The 15,721-nt window shown below is 47.6% G+C and carries 22 protein-coding genes and 3 pseudogenes; 17 read left to right on the plus strand and 8 right to left on the minus strand.

What is annotated here, in order from left to right; all coding sequences use genetic code 11:
• Positions 1 to 65: 65 nt before the first annotated feature.
• Together IPG80_RS09810 and IPG80_RS09815 are read right to left on the minus strand one after the other, a co-directional pair.
• Positions 66 to 680, minus strand: a complete 615-nt coding sequence (locus tag IPG80_RS09810; protein WP_345105856.1) for a DNA/RNA helicase domain-containing protein — start codon at positions 678 to 680, stop codon at positions 66 to 68.
• Positions 641 to 2,038, minus strand: a complete 1,398-nt coding sequence (locus IPG80_RS09815; RefSeq protein WP_345105859.1) for a DNA/RNA helicase domain-containing protein — start codon at positions 2,036 to 2,038, stop codon at positions 641 to 643. The genes IPG80_RS09810 and IPG80_RS09815 overlap by 40 nt, the downstream gene beginning before the upstream one ends.
• 62 nt (positions 2,039 to 2,100) lie before the next feature.
• Here IPG80_RS09815 and IPG80_RS09820 point away from each other — a divergent pair, with 62 nt between their 5' ends.
• From IPG80_RS09820 to IPG80_RS09830, 3 genes and pseudogenes are all read left to right on the plus strand, one after another.
• Entirely contained in the window at positions 2,101 to 2,370 is a 270-nt protein-coding gene (locus tag IPG80_RS09820) for a hypothetical protein (RefSeq protein WP_345105862.1), read from the plus strand.
• A 19-nt stretch (positions 2,371 to 2,389) separates the two neighbouring features.
• Positions 2,390 to 3,037 (plus strand): DUF3883 domain-containing protein, encoded by a 648-nt coding sequence (locus IPG80_RS09825; RefSeq protein WP_345105865.1) that lies wholly within the window; start codon positions 2,390 to 2,392, stop codon positions 3,035 to 3,037.
• Positions 3,038 to 3,281: 244 nt separating this feature from the next.
• Positions 3,282 to 3,407 (plus strand): annotated as a pseudogene (locus IPG80_RS09830) (HNH endonuclease); the annotation flags it as partial.
• 459 nt (positions 3,408 to 3,866) lie between these two features.
• On the opposite strand, the gene IPG80_RS09835 reads toward IPG80_RS09830, so the two are convergent.
• Together IPG80_RS09835 and IPG80_RS09840 are read right to left on the minus strand one after the other, a co-directional pair.
• Complete coding sequence (locus IPG80_RS09835) at positions 3,867 to 4,169, minus strand: HigA family addiction module antitoxin (protein ID WP_345105867.1); 303 nt, start codon at positions 4,167 to 4,169, stop codon at positions 3,867 to 3,869.
• An 11-nt stretch (positions 4,170 to 4,180) separates the two neighbouring features.
• A pseudogene (locus IPG80_RS09840) lies at positions 4,181 to 4,427 on the minus strand (type II toxin-antitoxin system RelE/ParE family toxin).
• A 128-nt stretch (positions 4,428 to 4,555) separates the two neighbouring features.
• Here IPG80_RS09840 and IPG80_RS09845 point away from each other — a divergent pair.
• The 8 genes and pseudogenes from IPG80_RS09845 to IPG80_RS09880 all read left to right on the plus strand — a co-directional run bounded on the left by IPG80_RS09845 (position 4,556) and on the right by IPG80_RS09880 (position 9,388).
• A complete protein-coding gene (locus IPG80_RS09845; RefSeq protein ID WP_345105870.1) occupies positions 4,556 to 4,768 on the plus strand; it encodes an HNH endonuclease in 213 nt (70 codons plus the stop codon).
• Positions 4,769 to 4,982: 214 nt separating this feature from the next.
• Entirely contained in the window at positions 4,983 to 5,156 is a 174-nt protein-coding gene (locus IPG80_RS09850) for an AbrB/MazE/SpoVT family DNA-binding domain-containing protein (protein WP_345105873.1), read from the plus strand.
• Between the two features lie 84 nt (positions 5,157 to 5,240).
• Positions 5,241 to 5,669 (plus strand): putative toxin-antitoxin system toxin component, PIN family, encoded by a 429-nt coding sequence (locus IPG80_RS09855; protein ID WP_345105876.1) that lies wholly within the window; start codon positions 5,241 to 5,243, stop codon positions 5,667 to 5,669.
• Between the two features lie 44 nt (positions 5,670 to 5,713).
• Positions 5,714 to 6,076 (plus strand): HNH endonuclease, encoded by a 363-nt coding sequence (locus IPG80_RS09860; RefSeq protein WP_345105879.1) that lies wholly within the window; start codon positions 5,714 to 5,716, stop codon positions 6,074 to 6,076.
• A gap of 214 nt (positions 6,077 to 6,290) precedes the next feature.
• Positions 6,291 to 6,530, plus strand: coding sequence for a DUF433 domain-containing protein (locus tag IPG80_RS09865; protein ID WP_345105883.1), 240 nt, complete (start codon positions 6,291 to 6,293; stop codon positions 6,528 to 6,530).
• On the plus strand, positions 6,527 to 6,880 hold the full coding sequence (locus IPG80_RS09870) for a DUF5615 family PIN-like protein (protein WP_345105886.1): 354 nt from the start codon (positions 6,527 to 6,529) through the stop codon (positions 6,878 to 6,880). Before IPG80_RS09865 ends, IPG80_RS09870 begins: the two co-directional genes overlap by 4 nt.
• A gap of 199 nt (positions 6,881 to 7,079) precedes the next feature.
• A complete protein-coding gene (locus IPG80_RS09875) occupies positions 7,080 to 7,346 on the plus strand; it encodes an HNH endonuclease (RefSeq protein WP_345106043.1) in 267 nt (88 codons plus the stop codon).
• A gap of 450 nt (positions 7,347 to 7,796) precedes the next feature.
• Positions 7,797 to 9,388: pseudogene (locus tag IPG80_RS09880) on the plus strand (carboxylesterase/lipase family protein).
• A 91-nt stretch (positions 9,389 to 9,479) separates the two neighbouring features.
• Here the strand turns inward: IPG80_RS09880 and IPG80_RS09885 are convergent.
• The 4 genes from IPG80_RS09885 to IPG80_RS09900 all read right to left on the minus strand — a co-directional run bounded on the left by IPG80_RS09885 (position 9,480) and on the right by IPG80_RS09900 (position 11,669).
• Positions 9,480 to 9,755 carry a DUF3764 family protein gene (locus IPG80_RS09885; RefSeq protein ID WP_345105888.1) on the minus strand — a complete coding sequence of 92 codons (276 nt, stop codon included), beginning with the start codon at positions 9,753 to 9,755 and terminating at the stop codon, positions 9,480 to 9,482.
• 301 nt (positions 9,756 to 10,056) lie between these two features.
• The gene (locus IPG80_RS09890; RefSeq protein ID WP_345105890.1) at positions 10,057 to 10,305 is read right to left on the minus strand and encodes a hypothetical protein; all 249 of its coding nucleotides are present in this window, start codon (positions 10,303 to 10,305) and stop codon (positions 10,057 to 10,059) included.
• Positions 10,306 to 10,313: 8 nt separating this feature from the next.
• Positions 10,314 to 11,096: a toll/interleukin-1 receptor domain-containing protein gene (locus tag IPG80_RS09895; protein ID WP_345105892.1), complete on the minus strand. Its 783-nt coding sequence runs from the start codon at positions 11,094 to 11,096 to the stop codon at positions 10,314 to 10,316.
• A gap of 24 nt (positions 11,097 to 11,120) precedes the next feature.
• Positions 11,121 to 11,669 carry a toll/interleukin-1 receptor domain-containing protein gene (locus IPG80_RS09900; RefSeq protein ID WP_345105894.1) on the minus strand — a complete coding sequence of 183 codons (549 nt, stop codon included), beginning with the start codon at positions 11,667 to 11,669 and terminating at the stop codon, positions 11,121 to 11,123.
• 229 nt (positions 11,670 to 11,898) lie between these two features.
• On the opposite strand from IPG80_RS09900, the gene IPG80_RS09905 reads away from it, so the two are divergent.
• From IPG80_RS09905 to IPG80_RS09930, 6 genes are all read left to right on the plus strand, one after another.
• The gene (locus IPG80_RS09905) at positions 11,899 to 12,594 is read left to right on the plus strand and encodes a transglycosylase domain-containing protein (protein WP_345105896.1); all 696 of its coding nucleotides are present in this window, start codon (positions 11,899 to 11,901) and stop codon (positions 12,592 to 12,594) included.
• Positions 12,591 to 12,779 carry a hypothetical protein gene (locus IPG80_RS09910; protein ID WP_345105898.1) on the plus strand — a complete coding sequence of 63 codons (189 nt, stop codon included), beginning with the start codon at positions 12,591 to 12,593 and terminating at the stop codon, positions 12,777 to 12,779. The genes IPG80_RS09905 and IPG80_RS09910 overlap by 4 nt, the downstream gene beginning before the upstream one ends.
• Positions 12,780 to 12,838: 59 nt before the next feature.
• Positions 12,839 to 13,678: a penicillin-binding transpeptidase domain-containing protein gene (locus IPG80_RS09915; protein ID WP_345105900.1), complete on the plus strand. Its 840-nt coding sequence runs from the start codon at positions 12,839 to 12,841 to the stop codon at positions 13,676 to 13,678.
• Between the two features lie 119 nt (positions 13,679 to 13,797).
• Positions 13,798 to 14,436 (plus strand): hypothetical protein, encoded by a 639-nt coding sequence (locus IPG80_RS09920; RefSeq protein ID WP_345105902.1) that lies wholly within the window; start codon positions 13,798 to 13,800, stop codon positions 14,434 to 14,436.
• 90 nt (positions 14,437 to 14,526) lie between these two features.
• Entirely contained in the window at positions 14,527 to 14,871 is a 345-nt protein-coding gene (locus IPG80_RS09925; protein WP_345105904.1) for a helix-turn-helix domain-containing protein, read from the plus strand.
• 42 nt (positions 14,872 to 14,913) lie between these two features.
• On the plus strand, positions 14,914 to 15,633 hold the full coding sequence (locus tag IPG80_RS09930) for an IS3 family transposase (protein WP_345106046.1): 720 nt from the start codon (positions 14,914 to 14,916) through the stop codon (positions 15,631 to 15,633).
• Positions 15,634 to 15,721: the final 88 nt, after the last annotated feature.

The raw sequence follows: 15,721 nt of genomic DNA on the forward strand, positions 1-15,721 counted from the left end.
CCCGCACGGGGATTAATCCCCGTGCTATTTTTACGAAGTCCGCTCATCGCGGACTGGGTATTCAGTTAGATAATTTCAAACCCTAATCCTGATAAATAGTCAAATATTGGGTCGTAAAAATCGCTATTTCTGGTGTGGTCTTCTTTATCTCCAGATGGGATAACAATCACCATCCCTTGTCTTGCGCGAGTTAAGAGAACACGATACGCATTCTTCAGATAAGTTTGTCTTTCAGGTTTCCTAATCCGATTCCATCTATCGCCTACAAAGGAAAAATGCTCCCAGCCGTTTGGAGTGTAACGAAAATCAGCATCCCAAGTTACACAAGCCCAATCAAGTTCAAGCCCTTGCACTTGAAATTCTGTTACAACATCTTCAAGATAGTATGAAGACCGCACATCGTCTTTTCCATCCAAAAACCAATGAATGGGGTCAACTGGTGATTTGACATCAATTGCATGTGGTTTCAGCCTTTCCGCTTGTGATGAAACTACAATTCCATATCGTTCTGATCCACGCGCTTGTGCTTTCAACCATTGCTTCGCCTTTGCTAGGTCGCGCGTTAGGACGATAGGATATTTGCCTTTGATTTTCTCCAAAGTCTTTTGCGCTTCTTCGGGCTGTAAATCTAAAATTTGCTTTACCAAAAGTGACACATGCTCTGCACGAAAAGAACGCATTGAGACAGAGAGATGTAACTCATCTTTGAATGTAGCTTTTTATGACCTTTGATTATTTCTGAAACTTTCTCTGTTCCGTACTCGCTATCAGTAAGGCGTGAAGAAATATACATGTGCCAATCTGGAAAAGAGCGTTCAAGCGCTTCGATCCATTCGCTAATACCTGCTTCTCCAGTATTAATCTCTTGTCCACCACCTACTAAACAAACAACAACTGCCCAATCAGGATGACGATCAAGACAGGAAATCAAAAACTCAGGTTCCGAAGCATGGAAATTTGAATGACCACGCTTTCTGTGCATGAAATTTGCTGTTTGCTGCAAATCCCAAGCACGTTGTGCTTCATCAAAAAGAGCAACATGCTCAATGGGAGGCTTTTTCATATCAATCAAGCCTTCATCACGGAAGTTATGGACGTTTTGAATAAACATCTTTACTTCACTCATTGCTTCCTTTTTGACTTTCTGCCCACGCTCTTTCCCTCTTTGTACTTTATCTCGCGCTAATGCTTCGCGCAGTATGTCTACAAGCGGTCCATTTCCAGACAGAAAAACACTGTACAGGTCGTTGTCTTTATCAATATGCTTTGTAGCAATATTTAATCCAACCAATGTTTTCCCTGCACCTGGAACCCCTGTCACAAAGCAAATAGATTTTGCAGAATTCTCTTTTGAAAATTGAATGATTTCAGAAACGGCATCTGATGTCTGGCTTAGATTTATTGCGCTCGCGTCACTTCTAGAAATTTCTTGGACGGAATGTCCGCTATATAAAGCCATTGCTGCTTCGATAATGTTAGGCGTTGGTTGATAGCGACCAGATTCCCAAAGAGTTGAGTTTATTTCGTCACCATCGACGAAGTTCAATACATCCGCTAAAACTTGGGAAAGTAAACCTTCATTGCTCTTTATTGGGATAAGTAACTTATCATTATGCAGCGTGGTGGATATTACAGCAGAATTTACCTTTGCATTTGTGGCAATCAAGATAGGCGCAATAAAAGAATGGTGACTTGTCTCGTGGAAGTTTTTCAGGTCAAGAGCATAATCCCAAACTTGGTCAATCGCATAAGTCGGGAATTCTTTTTCTCCAACTTTGAATTCAAGTACAAAAATTACAGAACTAATGATTAGAACTACATCGATTCTGCGTCCCATTCTAGGAATTGAATATTCGAAATAGATTGAGCCATTGTAAGGCTGTAAAACTTGCTTCAAAATACGGATTTCTTCTAACCATGCATTTCGTTGAGTCTGCTCTAGCGAAAAATCATTTCCTTGGGCAAGTTTGCCAAGGATTTCATCATTATTTCTTTTTTGAAAATCAGAGATGGTGTCCGAATAATATGCTCGTCTCATTTTTTTTCTCTATTTTGAGGAGTTATCTTGTTTATTGTGTAAGGATACAGTGAAATGGAAAGATGGGCAAGCCTGATTTTATTTTTCCAAAGCAGAAAATCGCTTTGTTTGTAGATGGCTGTTTCTGGCATGGATGTCCGCTGCCCAAGCATTCCAATCTCCCAAAGAATAATCAGGAATTTTGGGCGAAGAAACTACAAGGAAACAAAGATAGAGATAAATTGGCTTCTCGCGAATTGAAAAAAGCAGGATGGAAAGTTGTGCGAGTGTGGGAACACGAGTTGAAAATTCCAGAGAAAGTAGCTGGAAAGTTATGGAAGTTTTTCCGATAAGCAAATTGGGAGATATATCATGAAGCATAATCATATACTTGCTTTAATTATTGGGTATTATTTGTCAAAATATGATGACTTGGCTTACAAAAATTTAGGTTACGTATCTGGTAATGAGACGCACAAAGAGATTGGGAAAATTCTTGGAGTAAAACCTGCTTCGGTCAAGAATATGCGTGATGAATTTGACCCCATTCATGATAATCAAAGAGTTGGTTGGTATCAACGTCCACTTCGTAGTAGTAGGGCAAAAGTTGTTGAATCTTTTCAGGATCTTGAAGAAGAGGAGTTGAGAGATATTGTTTTTGAGATACTTACAAATCCAAACTTCAATGCAATACCTGAAGTTTCTTCCCTGGTTGATAGTATAGCAAAAGGTGATAAAAGCAAAAAAAACAATACACCTTTTATTGTGAGAGGAATTACTGGACGCAAGGCTGAGGAAATATTTATTAAATATCACCAGCAAACTATGAAGCCAATGTCTGGAATGCTGATAGATCGTCGCGATTATGGTGTTGGATATGATTTTGAAATTAAAGAAGATGCTTCAAGCTGTTTTGTGGAAGTAAAGGGTTTGATTGATGAAGATGGTGGTGTTGTATTTACAAGTAAAGAATGGGATGTTGCTAGAAAAAAGGTGATTCTATTTTCTAGCCATAGTTAGAAGAATATCTTCTCAGCCATTAGTCCAAATAATTAAAAACCCAGCAAAACTGCTTAATCCTAAAAGAATGTATTTTCAACAATTCAAATTAGGTGGAATGTAAATGAGAAAGAACTTGCAAACCTAAAAGATGAAGTTGTTGAGTGATTTCTATAACTCCAGGAAGAGTTGGTCAACGGACTGCTTCGCGTCACGGATTCGCGGACGAGAACGGACTTTATGCCGCTTGAAACATCGTGAATTGCTCGATGCCGCCCATATCATTCCAGACAATATGCCCGAAGGAAAGTCCACGATCGAGAATGGGTTGTCGCTGTGCAAGCTGCATCATTCCGCTTACGATGCCTTTATTATCGGCGTAACGCCTGATTACATTATCCAAGTCCGCGCAGATATTTTGGAAGAGGAAGACGGTCCCGTTTTGCAGCATGGTTTGAAGGGATTGCACAAGTCCACGCTGATTTTGCCGAGTTCGAAGAGTCACTATCCCAGCAGGGAGGCGTTGGAATGGAGATATAGTCGGTTTACGAGAGCGGGTAGAACCCCCTCCGCCCCTAAGCACCTCCCCAAATCCGACATTGAGACTTTAGGTAATTATCAAGACTTTTTATTGTCGGATTTGGGGAGGAAGGGTGGGGGTAGATGTCCACGATCTGCATAAAGAGGAAGATGAACGGCGGGAAAAGGTGTTGCGTGAGATGGGGCTGAGGATTGCCGTTTCAGGGCTTTGGGAATGATGAGGTCTTGAGGAATCTGTCCGCAGTGGTGGGAAGATCAATGAGATGATTGAGAAATGAAAAGAGCGACCTGCAAGAGATCGCTCTTTGTTTTATCCAGCCATTACATATGGGCGGACTTCACGATCAAGCCGTTTGCCGAGTTGATCTTCGGCAACATCAAGGTCATATTGAGATTGTAGACCCATCCAGAATTGAGGAGAGTTGCCAAAGAAATGCGAAAGACGCAAGGCAGTGTCTGCGGAAATGGCACGCTTGCCGAGGACAATCTCGTTGATGCGGCGTGCGTCCACGCCGATGTCAATGGCAAGGCGGTTCTGACTCAAGTTCATTGGCTTGATGAATTCTTCCAACAGAACTTCGCCTGGGTGGATGGATAAGAGTTTGTCGGTCATTCTTGCTCCTTCTAATGGTAATCTGTTATTTCAACGTTGAACGCGTCACTGCCGCGCCACTCGAAACAGATTCGCCATTGGTCATTAATTCGGATGCTGTGTTGCCCTGCGCGGTCACCACTGAGTTTTTCAAGTCGATTCGCAGGCGGGACTCTCAAGTCATCGAGGGTTAATGGCATTGTTAATCATTCTTAATTTACGCAACGCAACTTGCTGAATATCGGATGGTAATTTTCGCGAACGCTCACGTTGATAAATTTTCTCCGTTTCGGCGTCTTTGAAGGTTTAATCACAGGGATATTATATAGCGTCGCACTAAACGTCAAGCGCTATAGTTATAAAATCCAAACGGGGAGGGAAGAGTTGGTCAACGGACTTTGTGCCGTTTGAAACATCGCGAATTGCTCGATGCCGCCCATATCATTCCAGACAATATGCCCGAAGGAAAGTCCACGATTGAAAATGGATTGTCGCTGTGCAAACTGCATCATTCCGCTTACGATGCCTTTATCATCGGCGTAACCCCTGATTACATTATCCAAGTCCGCGCAGATATTTTGGAAGAGGAACCCCCTCTGTCCTTCGGACATCTACCCTAAAGGGCACACGTCCCCCAAATACGACAACGAAAATTTAGGTTGAAAATTGAGCAATTGAATCGTCGGATTTGCCCACAGGGTGCTACGCAAGGGGAGACTCGGCGATGGGCATTGTTCCTGCAACCGAGACATTATTCATCATTCTTCACTCATACTTCACTCATACTTCATCCTTGCTCTATGCTATAATCTTACTAGTAAGAAGGAGTAAATCATGGAAACATTAGCTACCACTCGCATGTCATCGAAGGGACAGGTCGTTATTCCTGAGTCCATTCGTAAGCAGCTTGACCTGAAAGAAGGTGCACAATTCCTTGTCGTTGGCGAAGGAGATGTAGTCGTTTTGAAAGTGGTCAACTTGCCTGATATGAGTCGTCCGATGAACTGATCAAGCAGGCACGTCAGCAGGCAAAGAAGCGGGGCTAACCGAGGCAGATGTCACGTCCGCGGTTGCAAAGGCACGGGGCAAGAAATGAAGATCGTTCTGGACTTGAAAGTTGTGATGGATACGAATGTATTTGTCTCTGGGGTCTTCTTTAGTGGTCCGCCTTATCAAATCCTGAAAGCATGGCAATCTGGCGAGTTTGAGCTAGTCGTCTCACAGGAAATTTTGGACGAGTATCGCAGGGTCGGTGAGATATTGTCTGCGGAACGCCCAAAGGTGGATTTGAATCCTATTCTCACATTTGTGATTGAACACGCTAAAGTCTATCAGCCCGTGGAACTTAGTGAACCTGTCTGTGAAGACCCTGACGACGATAAATTCTTTGCTTGTGCGTTGGCGAGCGACAGCAAAGTCATTGTCAGCGGAGATAAGCATTTGTTGAAAGTTTCTGGTTATCAGGGAATTGAAGTCTTGAAGCCGCGCGAGTTTTTGGATCGATATTTGGCAGAAGAATAATTCCAAACGGGGAGGGAAGAGCTGGTCAACGGGCTTTGTGCCGCTTGAAACATCGCGAATTGCTCGATGCCGCCCTCATCATTCCAGACAATATGCCCGAAGGAAAGTCCACGATCGAGAATGGATTGTCGCTGTGCAAGCTGCATCATTCTGCTTATGACGCCTTTATTATCGGCGTAACTCCCGATTACATTATCCAAGTCCGCGCAGATATTTTGGAAGAAGAAGACGGTCCCGTTTTGCAGCATGGTTTGAAGGGATTGCACAAGTCCACGCTGATTTTGCCGAGTTCGAAGAGTCACTATCCAAGCAGGGAGTCGTTGGAATGGAGATATAGTCGGTTTACGAGGGCGGGGAACCCCTCCGCCCTAGCGGGACCTTCCCCAAATCCGACATTGAGACTTTAGGTAATTATCAAGACTTTTTATTGTCGGATTTGGGGAGGAAGGGTGGGGGCAGATGTCCACGATCTGCAGAAAGAGGAAGATGAACGGCGGGAAAAGGTGTTGAGCAAGATTGGACTGAGGGTGGTCAGATTCAATAATGATGAGGTCGTGAGGAGTCTGTCCGCTGTGGTGGGGAAGATAAAATCGTGTATCATTGGATCAGGAGATTTTACTTATGACAAATCAAGAACTCCTTAGCCGAATTACCATCAACCCCAACATGGCGTTTGGGAAACCCACTATCCGTGGATTGCGTTACTCTGTGGAATGGCTGCTTGAAACGCTCAGTTCAGGTATGACCAACGAAGAAATCCTTGCAGATTATGAAGACTTGGAAGCCGCCGATATTCAAGCAGTCTTGTTTTACGCTGCACGATTAAGCCAGGTCAAGCGGATGAGTTTGGTCAACGCATGAATTTTCTGATCGATGCCAATCTTCCCAGACGTATCACCCGCATTTTTCAAGATCGCGGGCATAGCGCTGTCCATACATTGGAATTGCCAGAAGGAAATGCAACTGCAGACTCTGCGCTTTTGGATTATTCCGAGCAAAATAACTGTGTCATCACAACCAAAGATTCCGATTTCAGCAGTTCTTTCTGGCTTCAAGACCGCCCGCAGAAATTGTTGCTAATTTCCACGGGTAATATAAGAAACATTGAACTGGAAACTTTATTGATTGCCAATTTTGACCAGTTAATCACAGCATTGACTGAAAACCGATATGTGGAATTGACACGAGAGCATGTAATTGTCCATGCATAAGTCCAACAAGTCTCACCAGTCGCTGAAAAGAATGAACTCCGAGGTAACTCGGAGTTTTTGGTTGTGTAATAGTTCAACTCCATACGGGCGAGGGAAGATTGGTCAACGGACTTTGTCACAGACTCGCGGACGAGAACGGATTTTGTGCCGCTTGAAATATCGCGAATTGCTCGATGCCGCCCATATCATTCCAGACAATATGCCCGAAGGAAAGTCCACGATCGAGAATGGATTGTCGCTGTGCAAGCTGCATCATTCCGCTTACGATGCCTTTATCATCGGCGTAACGCCTGATTACGTTATCCAAGTCCGCGCAGATATTTTGGAAGAGGAAGATGGTTCCGTTTTGCAGCATGGCTTGAAAGGACTGCACAAGTCCAAGCTGATTTTGCCGAGTTCGAAGAGTCACTATCCAAGCAGGGAGGCGTTGGAATGGAGATATAGTCGGTTTACGAGGGCGGGGTAGAACCCCCTCCGCCCTAGCGGGCACCTCCCCCAAATCCGACATTGAGACTTTAGGTAATTATCAAGACTTTTTATTGTCGGATTTGGGGGAGGAAGGGTGGGGGTAGATGTCCACGATCTGCAGAAAGAGGAAGATGAACGGCGCGAGAAGGTGTTGAGCAAGATTGGACTGAGGGTGGTCAGATTCAATAATGATGAGGTCGTGAGGAGTCTGTCCGCTGTGGTGGGGAAGATCAAAGTAATGTTTTCAAATCAAATATGAACATTTTTTCTTTATACTTTACAAGTGGATGGCACCAATCCATTTGAGTTTCCCAAGAAGCGCATCAGTACCGACATACTGGGGGTTTATATTGATAAACCTGTCTAAAAGAGGTATGGATGAAAAAGAATATTTTTTCGATGGTGGGGATAGTGATCGTTGTTCTGGCGGCATGGAAGTTATACCGATGTGAAGACGCTGCCCAAAGAAAGTGTCACTACGGGGGATGTTCAAACAACCAGCGGTCCCGTCCGCGGATTTACGCAAAATGGGTTGGATGTCTTTCTGGGAATCCCTTACGCAGAGCCGCCAGTCGGCAGCCTGCGGTTCAAGTCACCGGTGGCGCATGAACCGTGGCAGAAGACCTTCAACGCCTACGAGTTTGGCGCGTTCTGCCCGCAAGCGTATGACCCCGTGGTTATCCACGACCCGAACGAAGAATTGAATAATGAAGACTGTCTGTATTTGAACATATGGAAGCCATCCGATTCTCAAGAGAAACGAGCCGTCATGGTCTACATCCACGGGGGCGGGTTTGTGGGCGGTTCGAGCAAAGAAGATCTCTACAACGGCAGTGTCATCGCCAAAGAAGGCGATGTGATCGTGGTCACCATCAACTATCGTGTGGGCATATTGGGCTTCTTTGATTTTTCGGCGATCGGCGGCGCGGAATATGCAGGCAGTGCCGATGCCGGTATCGAAGATCAGATCCTTGCCTTGCGCTGGGTGAAAGACAACATAGCCGCTTTTGGCGGCGACCCGCAAATATCACGGTCTTCGGCGAATCGGCTGGGGGCGCCAGCCTGCTTTCCCTGCTCGGCACTGAACATCCGCAAGACCTGTTCAAACGTGCCATTGTCATGAGCGGGTCCCCTTTGCATACTGCTGAAAATTCACAGGCGATCGCCAATCTCATCAAAGATCAAACGGGGATCACCTCTCCCTTCATTTGGACAAAAGCCCCGACCCGCGCCTTGATGTACATCCAGGATCAAGTCTTGAGCGCAGTCGGTTCGCCTCTTTCTGACCTCATTTTTGCTCCCACCTACGGAAGCGATTTCGTGGTCAAGCAGAGTCCGCTCGAAGCGATCGCGTCTGGTAACACCGCTGGCATCGAGTTGATGATCGGCAACATGGCAGACGAGTTGAGTTATTGGTCGTTCTACGATACGCCCGATAGTCACATCTGCGAACAGACCATAAAAGAAAATCTTTTCACCATGATCGACCCGACCATCGAGCCGAAGGTAAAAGAACTGTATGATCTATATGCTCAGAATCCGCAACGGGTATGGAAATCAGAAGGCGACATCATCCTGGCAATGGGCGATGATTATGCTTTCCGTGTCGATGCCCTGAATGTGGCATCAAAGCAATCTGAAGTTGCCAACACGTACTATTACCGTTTTAACTATCCGATCAATCTGCCTGAGCAGCCCTGTCAGGACCGCCGCTCTCCGCACGGCGCCGAACTGCCATTCGTCTTTGGCAGTGTCAACACTCAGGCTGGGTTCGACTTCATCGGCGAACCGCGTGATGAACAGGATAATGCCGCACGGAATGCCGTCATGCACCAGTCGATCCTTGCATGGACGAACTTCGCCAAGACAGGCGACCCAAACGGCGGCACCATACCTGAATGGACTGTCTTTAACCCAGACACCCAGCCGACCATGGTCTTTGAAGAAGAGATGCACATTGAGAATGCGCCCTTCCACGAAGAATACATAGCCATGTCTGAGTTCATGAAATCCTTCAATGTGTTCGATGCGCTAAGGTAATATAAAAAGCCCTCGCCTTTTTCAGACGAGGGCTTTTCTTTAGATATGACTGTGAATGAGAAGATTGAGAAGCAGGAAAAGGTGTTGTATCCTACGCTTGCGACAAGAGCGTGCGCACGGCGGGCATGCCGATAACGCCTGATTCCTGCATCTTTTCCTTCAATGCCGGGTCGTTCATGAACTTACGGGCATTGTCTTCATTGTCCCATTCGATGATGACGGTGACGGTGTTGGGATCGTCCACATCACGGAAAACGTGTTTGACACCCGTTGCACCAGCGGCGTGGCGTCGGGTTTCATCCCCGTCGAAAATGGTGCGCCAAGTTGCATAATCGGTACAGGTGTGACGGACATTGATATAGACCATGGGGGGTACTCCTAAAATTAGATATACGATGAGTAGCTGCATCCACCGCATTGCAACTTATGCGCCTAGTCTTGTAGAGTCTACGCCGATTGAGTGACTTCAGTATACAGTACTTACTCGAAATAGCAATTTTAGGAAAATAATCACAAGGATTGATCCCCTGTCACATAGCACCACAAACGCATGGCTGCCAGCAGCTGTCGGACTCTTTTCGCTGGTTTCCTAGGTCGGCATACACTAGGAGCTGAAGTCGTTACGGTTATATTGAGTACGACCGGGTTTACTTTACCTTTGCGGGAAATTAGTGGTGGATATCATTTATGCGGATGAGAGCAGCAAAGTTAATAAAGAATGCGCCAAGCGTAAAGAATATAAAAGGTATTCCGGGGAAGATCGCTTTGGAGGCTATACCATAGCTTATTAAAAGGCTATCCATATCGTTGGCCGTTGAGGTTTGGATCCCCAGGGTGATGAAGGTCAGGAATTGTCCAAGTAGAAAAGCAGGGATCGATGCGAACCATCCGCGCCGCTCTCTTAGGGCTTTGACCATAAAGTAGATTAAAACACCTGCTGCCACCAGGCATATTGCTTGCACAAAAGATAGAACGCCACAGACGATGCGTCGCTGGTAAGTACATCTGCCAGTCCGCTGCTCAACAACTCAAGCGGATAGGTCAGCAAAGCGCCAAAGTCAATGACAATGATCACAGTCAGAAAATTTATCATGGTGGTGATGATGTTTGGTGTAACGATCTGGGCTCCATTGCTTGGGCGCACACTAAGGGCTGCCAGTAATTTTGCCGGGTTGGGCAGCAATTGTGCCAGTGCGGAAAGTCCGCGCAGCCCTTTGCGATAATCGATCCATTGCACATGTGAGAGCTTTTCCGAAGGTTGTGCAGTTTGCACCAAAACGGGGAAAACGACCTTTTGTTCAGGATCAGCTTCCGTGTCCGTTTTGAAGCGTGAGATCAGCACGAAGACCACATCTGCCGACTGGATATCCGCCGCGGGGCTGTGTCCGTACTGGGTCAATCCCTTTGCGATATCTTTTGCAAATAGACGGTCCTGTGGCGCATGGTCAATGAAAAATGGGATGGGGGCTGGGGTTGTATTCGTCGGATGATATGGATTGGCGAAAAGGGGCATATTGGCTTCGGGCTTGCCCCAGCGTTGCAGGGCTGCGGAGCGTAAAAGCATACTGAGCGCAATAATGACCAAAGGAATGCCGCATACCTGCGAGGATATGGCAAGGGCTGTCATTCCGCTCATAGTGCTGATGTTGATGTCATTGAATTCCATCGAAGCCCAAGGCTGAAGATCAACCCGATCGGAAGTGCCCATAGGGCGTTTTGTACCTGTTGAAAGTTATAGCTTCGCGTAAAGACTCGCCATGTAAACGGCACCAGGATCAATGGCAGCAAGATCGTCCAGAACGCGAATAACGAATATCCCCACGAACAGCGCCAGCGCTGCGGTGAACCAGATCGCCAGCGGAGCCTTGAAACCAGATTGTGGCACAGGGCGCATCTTCTGTTCTGGTGAATTCAATAAAGTGCTCAGTTGTTTTAGCGCTCTTTTGTAGTTGCTGCGGGAAATCCACCCATTCAAGACCTTGTAATTCGGGCGGCAAGGGAATGGCTTCAAAGAGCACCAGTACAATGCGCTTTTATCGTTCAAGCCTCGCCGCCATTCCAACTCTACGTAGGAGAAGAAAGCGATTCCTTGGAAACGACAAAGAGGATCACGTCTGCTTCTCTTAATCCCCTTGTCGATCTGCCCTGCCCAGGGAGTGCCAGGCACCAGCACGCGATAGTCCAGCCAGATGTTGAAATCAGCTTTTTCAAGCCGGTGGGTTAAATCATCTACAAAACCGGTTTCGCGTCGTGAATAACTCATAAAGATGTTTGGTGCCATACATGGCTCCTTGCCGCTTGGTTAACAATAAAATAATCGGAAATAAGAGTGTCATCCACAAGGACCACGGATCTTCATAAAGAATGAAAAAAACTCGCGTCACTTTGTGGGTAAAAAATATTTCCAATATTATACAGGTGGAAAAGCCGGATTTATAGGTCTTTGTTTGTATGGGGTGGCAGATTTTATCATCTACCAAATCCCAATTTACTAATTTACAATACTCCCCATGCCCTCCACACTTCCCATCCTCCGAACCCGGCGTGAACGCAGGCTTGCCCGGCAAAAACGGAACGAGAACCGTTCACGCGGCGCGATCTTGAGCGTGGGGCTGCTTCTTTCGATCGTGCTTGGGGTTGGCATCATTCTCGGCGCATTTGCTTATGCAGATGTTACCCGCGACCTGCCATCAACGAACATCCTTCCGCGCCTGCTTAACCCGCCAGATGGACTCCTGCTCCAACCCACCCGCATTTATGACCGTACCGGGCTGCAGTTGCTCGCCACCTTTGCGCCGAACGAATCGCCGCGCCGCTACATTCCCATCAATGAACAGAATGCACAGCATATCCCGCCATATCTGGTTAATGCCATCATCGCTGCTGCCGACCCGCAATTCCAGCGGCATTCCGGGTATTCAATTGAGGGCTTGAACAACTCAGACCTGCACCCCACACTTGCACAAAAACTCGTCAGCGGACTCCTGCTCTATGGCGAGCCGCCATCCATCTCCCGTGCCATCCGCGAACGCCTGCTTGCCTCACAGATCACTGCGCAATATGGGCGCACTCAGGTCATGGAGTGGTATCTCAACAGCGCCAACTTTGGCAACTATGCCTATGGGGTGGATGCAGCCGCTCACCTTTATTTTGGCAGACCGGTGGATGAGTTAACCTTGCCGAGGCGGCAGTGCTTGCGGCGGTGAGTGAAACGCCCGCGCTCAATCCATTGGATGCGCCGCAAGTCGCTGTTCAACGCGGACGCGAGCTTCTTTATGTGATGAGTGATCTCGGACTGGTCTCTGCTGAAGAAACCTCTCAGGCGCTGGCAGAGATCCTGCCTTCGAAACGACGCCTCTTTCTTCGCCCGAAATTGCGCCAGCGTTTCTGAACCTGCTTCTCGCTCAGATCGATTCGCAAATTCCGCGTGACCGGATTGAACGCGGCGGCTTGTTGATCATTTCTACGCTCGATTACAACCTGCAAAAGAACGCTGCCTGTGTTACCGAAATTTACGCTTCCCGTTTGGCAGACCTGCCCGAACCCCAAAGCGATTGTGAAGCGGTGCGGCTGCTCCCATCTCTGCCGCCGGATGTCACCTATGCTGATTCATCCGCCAGCGCAGTCGTCCTCGACCCCAAGACCGGGCAGGTGTTGGCTCTGGTAGGGGAGACCATTCAAGGTGTAGAAACGCCTCTGGTCAGCGCACACAGTTCCGGGTCGGTGTTGGATGCGTTCGTCTATCTTACAGGTTTCACTCGCGGGTTAAGTCCAGCTTCCTTAACGTGGGATATTCCCGGCAATGTTGCTGCGCAAAACTTTGACGGCGAGTATCATGGCGCACTGCCTTTACGTGAAGCATTGGTGAATGATTATCAAGTCCCCATGGAAACGTTGAAAACCCAAATGGGCATTGAGAACGTGACAAAGATCGCTGCTTCCTTTGGGTTGGATATTAATGAAAGTTCAGCAATGTTAGATCTGGCGAGTGCGTATGGTGTCTTCGGCGTGCAAGGAGTAAAGTTCGGTCAGTACCTCGGCAGTGATTTTTCGCCAGTGACGGTTCTGCGTGTCGAAGGCGTGGATCATGGCGTGATCCTGGATTGGTCTGTGCCCGAGGCGCAGACAGTGGTGACGCCTGCCATGGCGTATTTGATGACGCATGTCTTGAGCGATGAGCCAGCCCGCTGGGATACCTGGGGCAGACAGAATGTGCTGGAGCTTGGCAGACCCGCCGGTGTAAAGCCAGGTCAGACTGTGGATGGAAAGGATGCATGGGTGGTCGGATAGACACCGTATGTTTCTGTCGCCGTTTGGATAGGTGTGCATGGAGATGATCTTTCAACTCCGCAGCAAGCCGGACCGGGCGGGTCACTCCGCGCTTCCCGGCTGTATTGTGGAATGCGCTGATGCAAATTGCCTCGGAAGGCAAACCTACAGACGGGTGGAGCACGCCGCAAGACATTACTTCGCTGGCTGTCTGTGACCCTTCCGGCATGCTGCCAACCCGCGAATGTCCCAATTTGGTGACGGAAGTTTTCCTGAATGGCAGTGAGCCGACCCAAGCCGATACATTGTTCCGTGAATACTCCATCAATCGCGAAACAGGTTTGCTTGCCACGGTGTTCACTCCGCCTGAATTGATCGATAAGCGTGTATATATGCTCATCCCGGATGAAGCGCGTGAATGGGCATTGGGTACAGGCGTGGCGCTTCCACCCACTTCGTATGATGCCATTCAAGCGCCGCCTATGAACCCCAAAGCCAATATCACTGCCCCACAATTATTTGCAGATGTGGATGGCAAAGTGCTTATTCTCGGCACTGCAACCGGAGAAGACTTCATGTACTATCGTGTGCAGATCGGCAAAGGTTTGAATCCGCAGGAATGGGTGCAGTTGGGAGAAGATACGTACACCCCTGTGGATGGCGGGCTGCTCGCCGAGTGGGATACAACAGGTTTGAGTGGTTTATATGCTGTGCAATTGATCGTTGTCCGCAATGACCACATCGTGGATACAGCAGTCATTCAGGTCACGGTGAAGTAGAAAAAAGACCCGGCTCATTGAACTGACCCCCGAAAAGCAGACATGAAAAGAAAGCCCTCCTGTGAGAAACTAAGCACAGGAGGTGCTTTTATGTCAGGACGAAAAGGAATGAAGCACTATCGGGTGGAAATTAAGCAGGAGGCGGTGCGCCAGGTGCTGGAAGAGCATCTGACGTATGCGGCTGTGGCGACTCGGCTGGAAATCCGTAAAGCCGAACGGATCGAAGTTTGGGTACGGAAGTATCGAGAGGAAGGGGAAGCCTCCTTTCATAAACCAATTGGGAGGCCGTTGAAATCGCAAGCGGAAGAGCGGGAACTGGAACGACTGCGAATGGAAAATGCACTCCTAAAAAAATTCCATACCGAATTGCGGAAAGTGCAGCTCGCGCAGCGCAATATCGGGCGATCCACCACCATAAGGAAGAATACGAAGTGAAGGCGATGTGTAAATTCTTTGGTGTTTCGCGAGCGGCGTATTATGCATGGGAGAGGAAACTGGGAGAAACAGACCCGGATCAGGGACGCATGGAGAAAAATCCAGGCGGTCCATGAGGCTTCACACAAAAGCTACGGGTATCGGCGGATCACGATCCATCTCCAGCGAAAACTGGGTCTGCAAATCAATCACAAGGCTGTTTTACGGCTGATGGGCAAGCTGGGTATTCGTTCGCAAGCCAGAAAGCCCAAAATGTACAAAAAGCTGGAAGAAATCGGCACCTACCATCGCTATCCCAACGTTCTCAATCGAGACTTTGTCGCGACAAAGCCAAACCAGAAGTGGGTCACGGATGTCACCTACATTCGCACCGTGCAGGGCTGGGCGTATTTGTCCACCATCAAGGATCTCTACGATGGCTTTATTGTGGCACATGTCTTTGACCAAACCAATTCGATCGCTCTGGTAACACAGACTCTGAAACGAGCCCAGCAAAAAGAAAAGGTCACTGATGGACTTGTCCTCCATAGTGACCAGGGGACGCAATACACTTCACAGGCATATCATGTCCTTGTCGGCGAGTATAACATCACGCCTTCCATGTCGCGTCGTGGAAACTGCTGGGATAATGCTCCGATGGAGAACTTCTTGGACACCTCAAAGAGGAATATTTGCGACAATTCAAGCAAACCACCTTTAAAGATACAGAGCAACTTATTGATGAATACATTTACTTTTACAACTATGAACGGATACAATTGAAAACAAGACAGACACCTTACGAAACCAGGTGTCTGTCCATTTGACCAGTGGGGCTTTCTTTTTTTGTCTTGCTCGAAGGGTTCAGTCT

Origin of the sequence: Candidatus Villigracilis vicinus (assembly GCF_016702885.1) — a bacterium.
Classification (GTDB): domain Bacteria; phylum Chloroflexota; class Anaerolineae; order Anaerolineales; family Villigracilaceae; genus Villigracilis; species Villigracilis vicinus.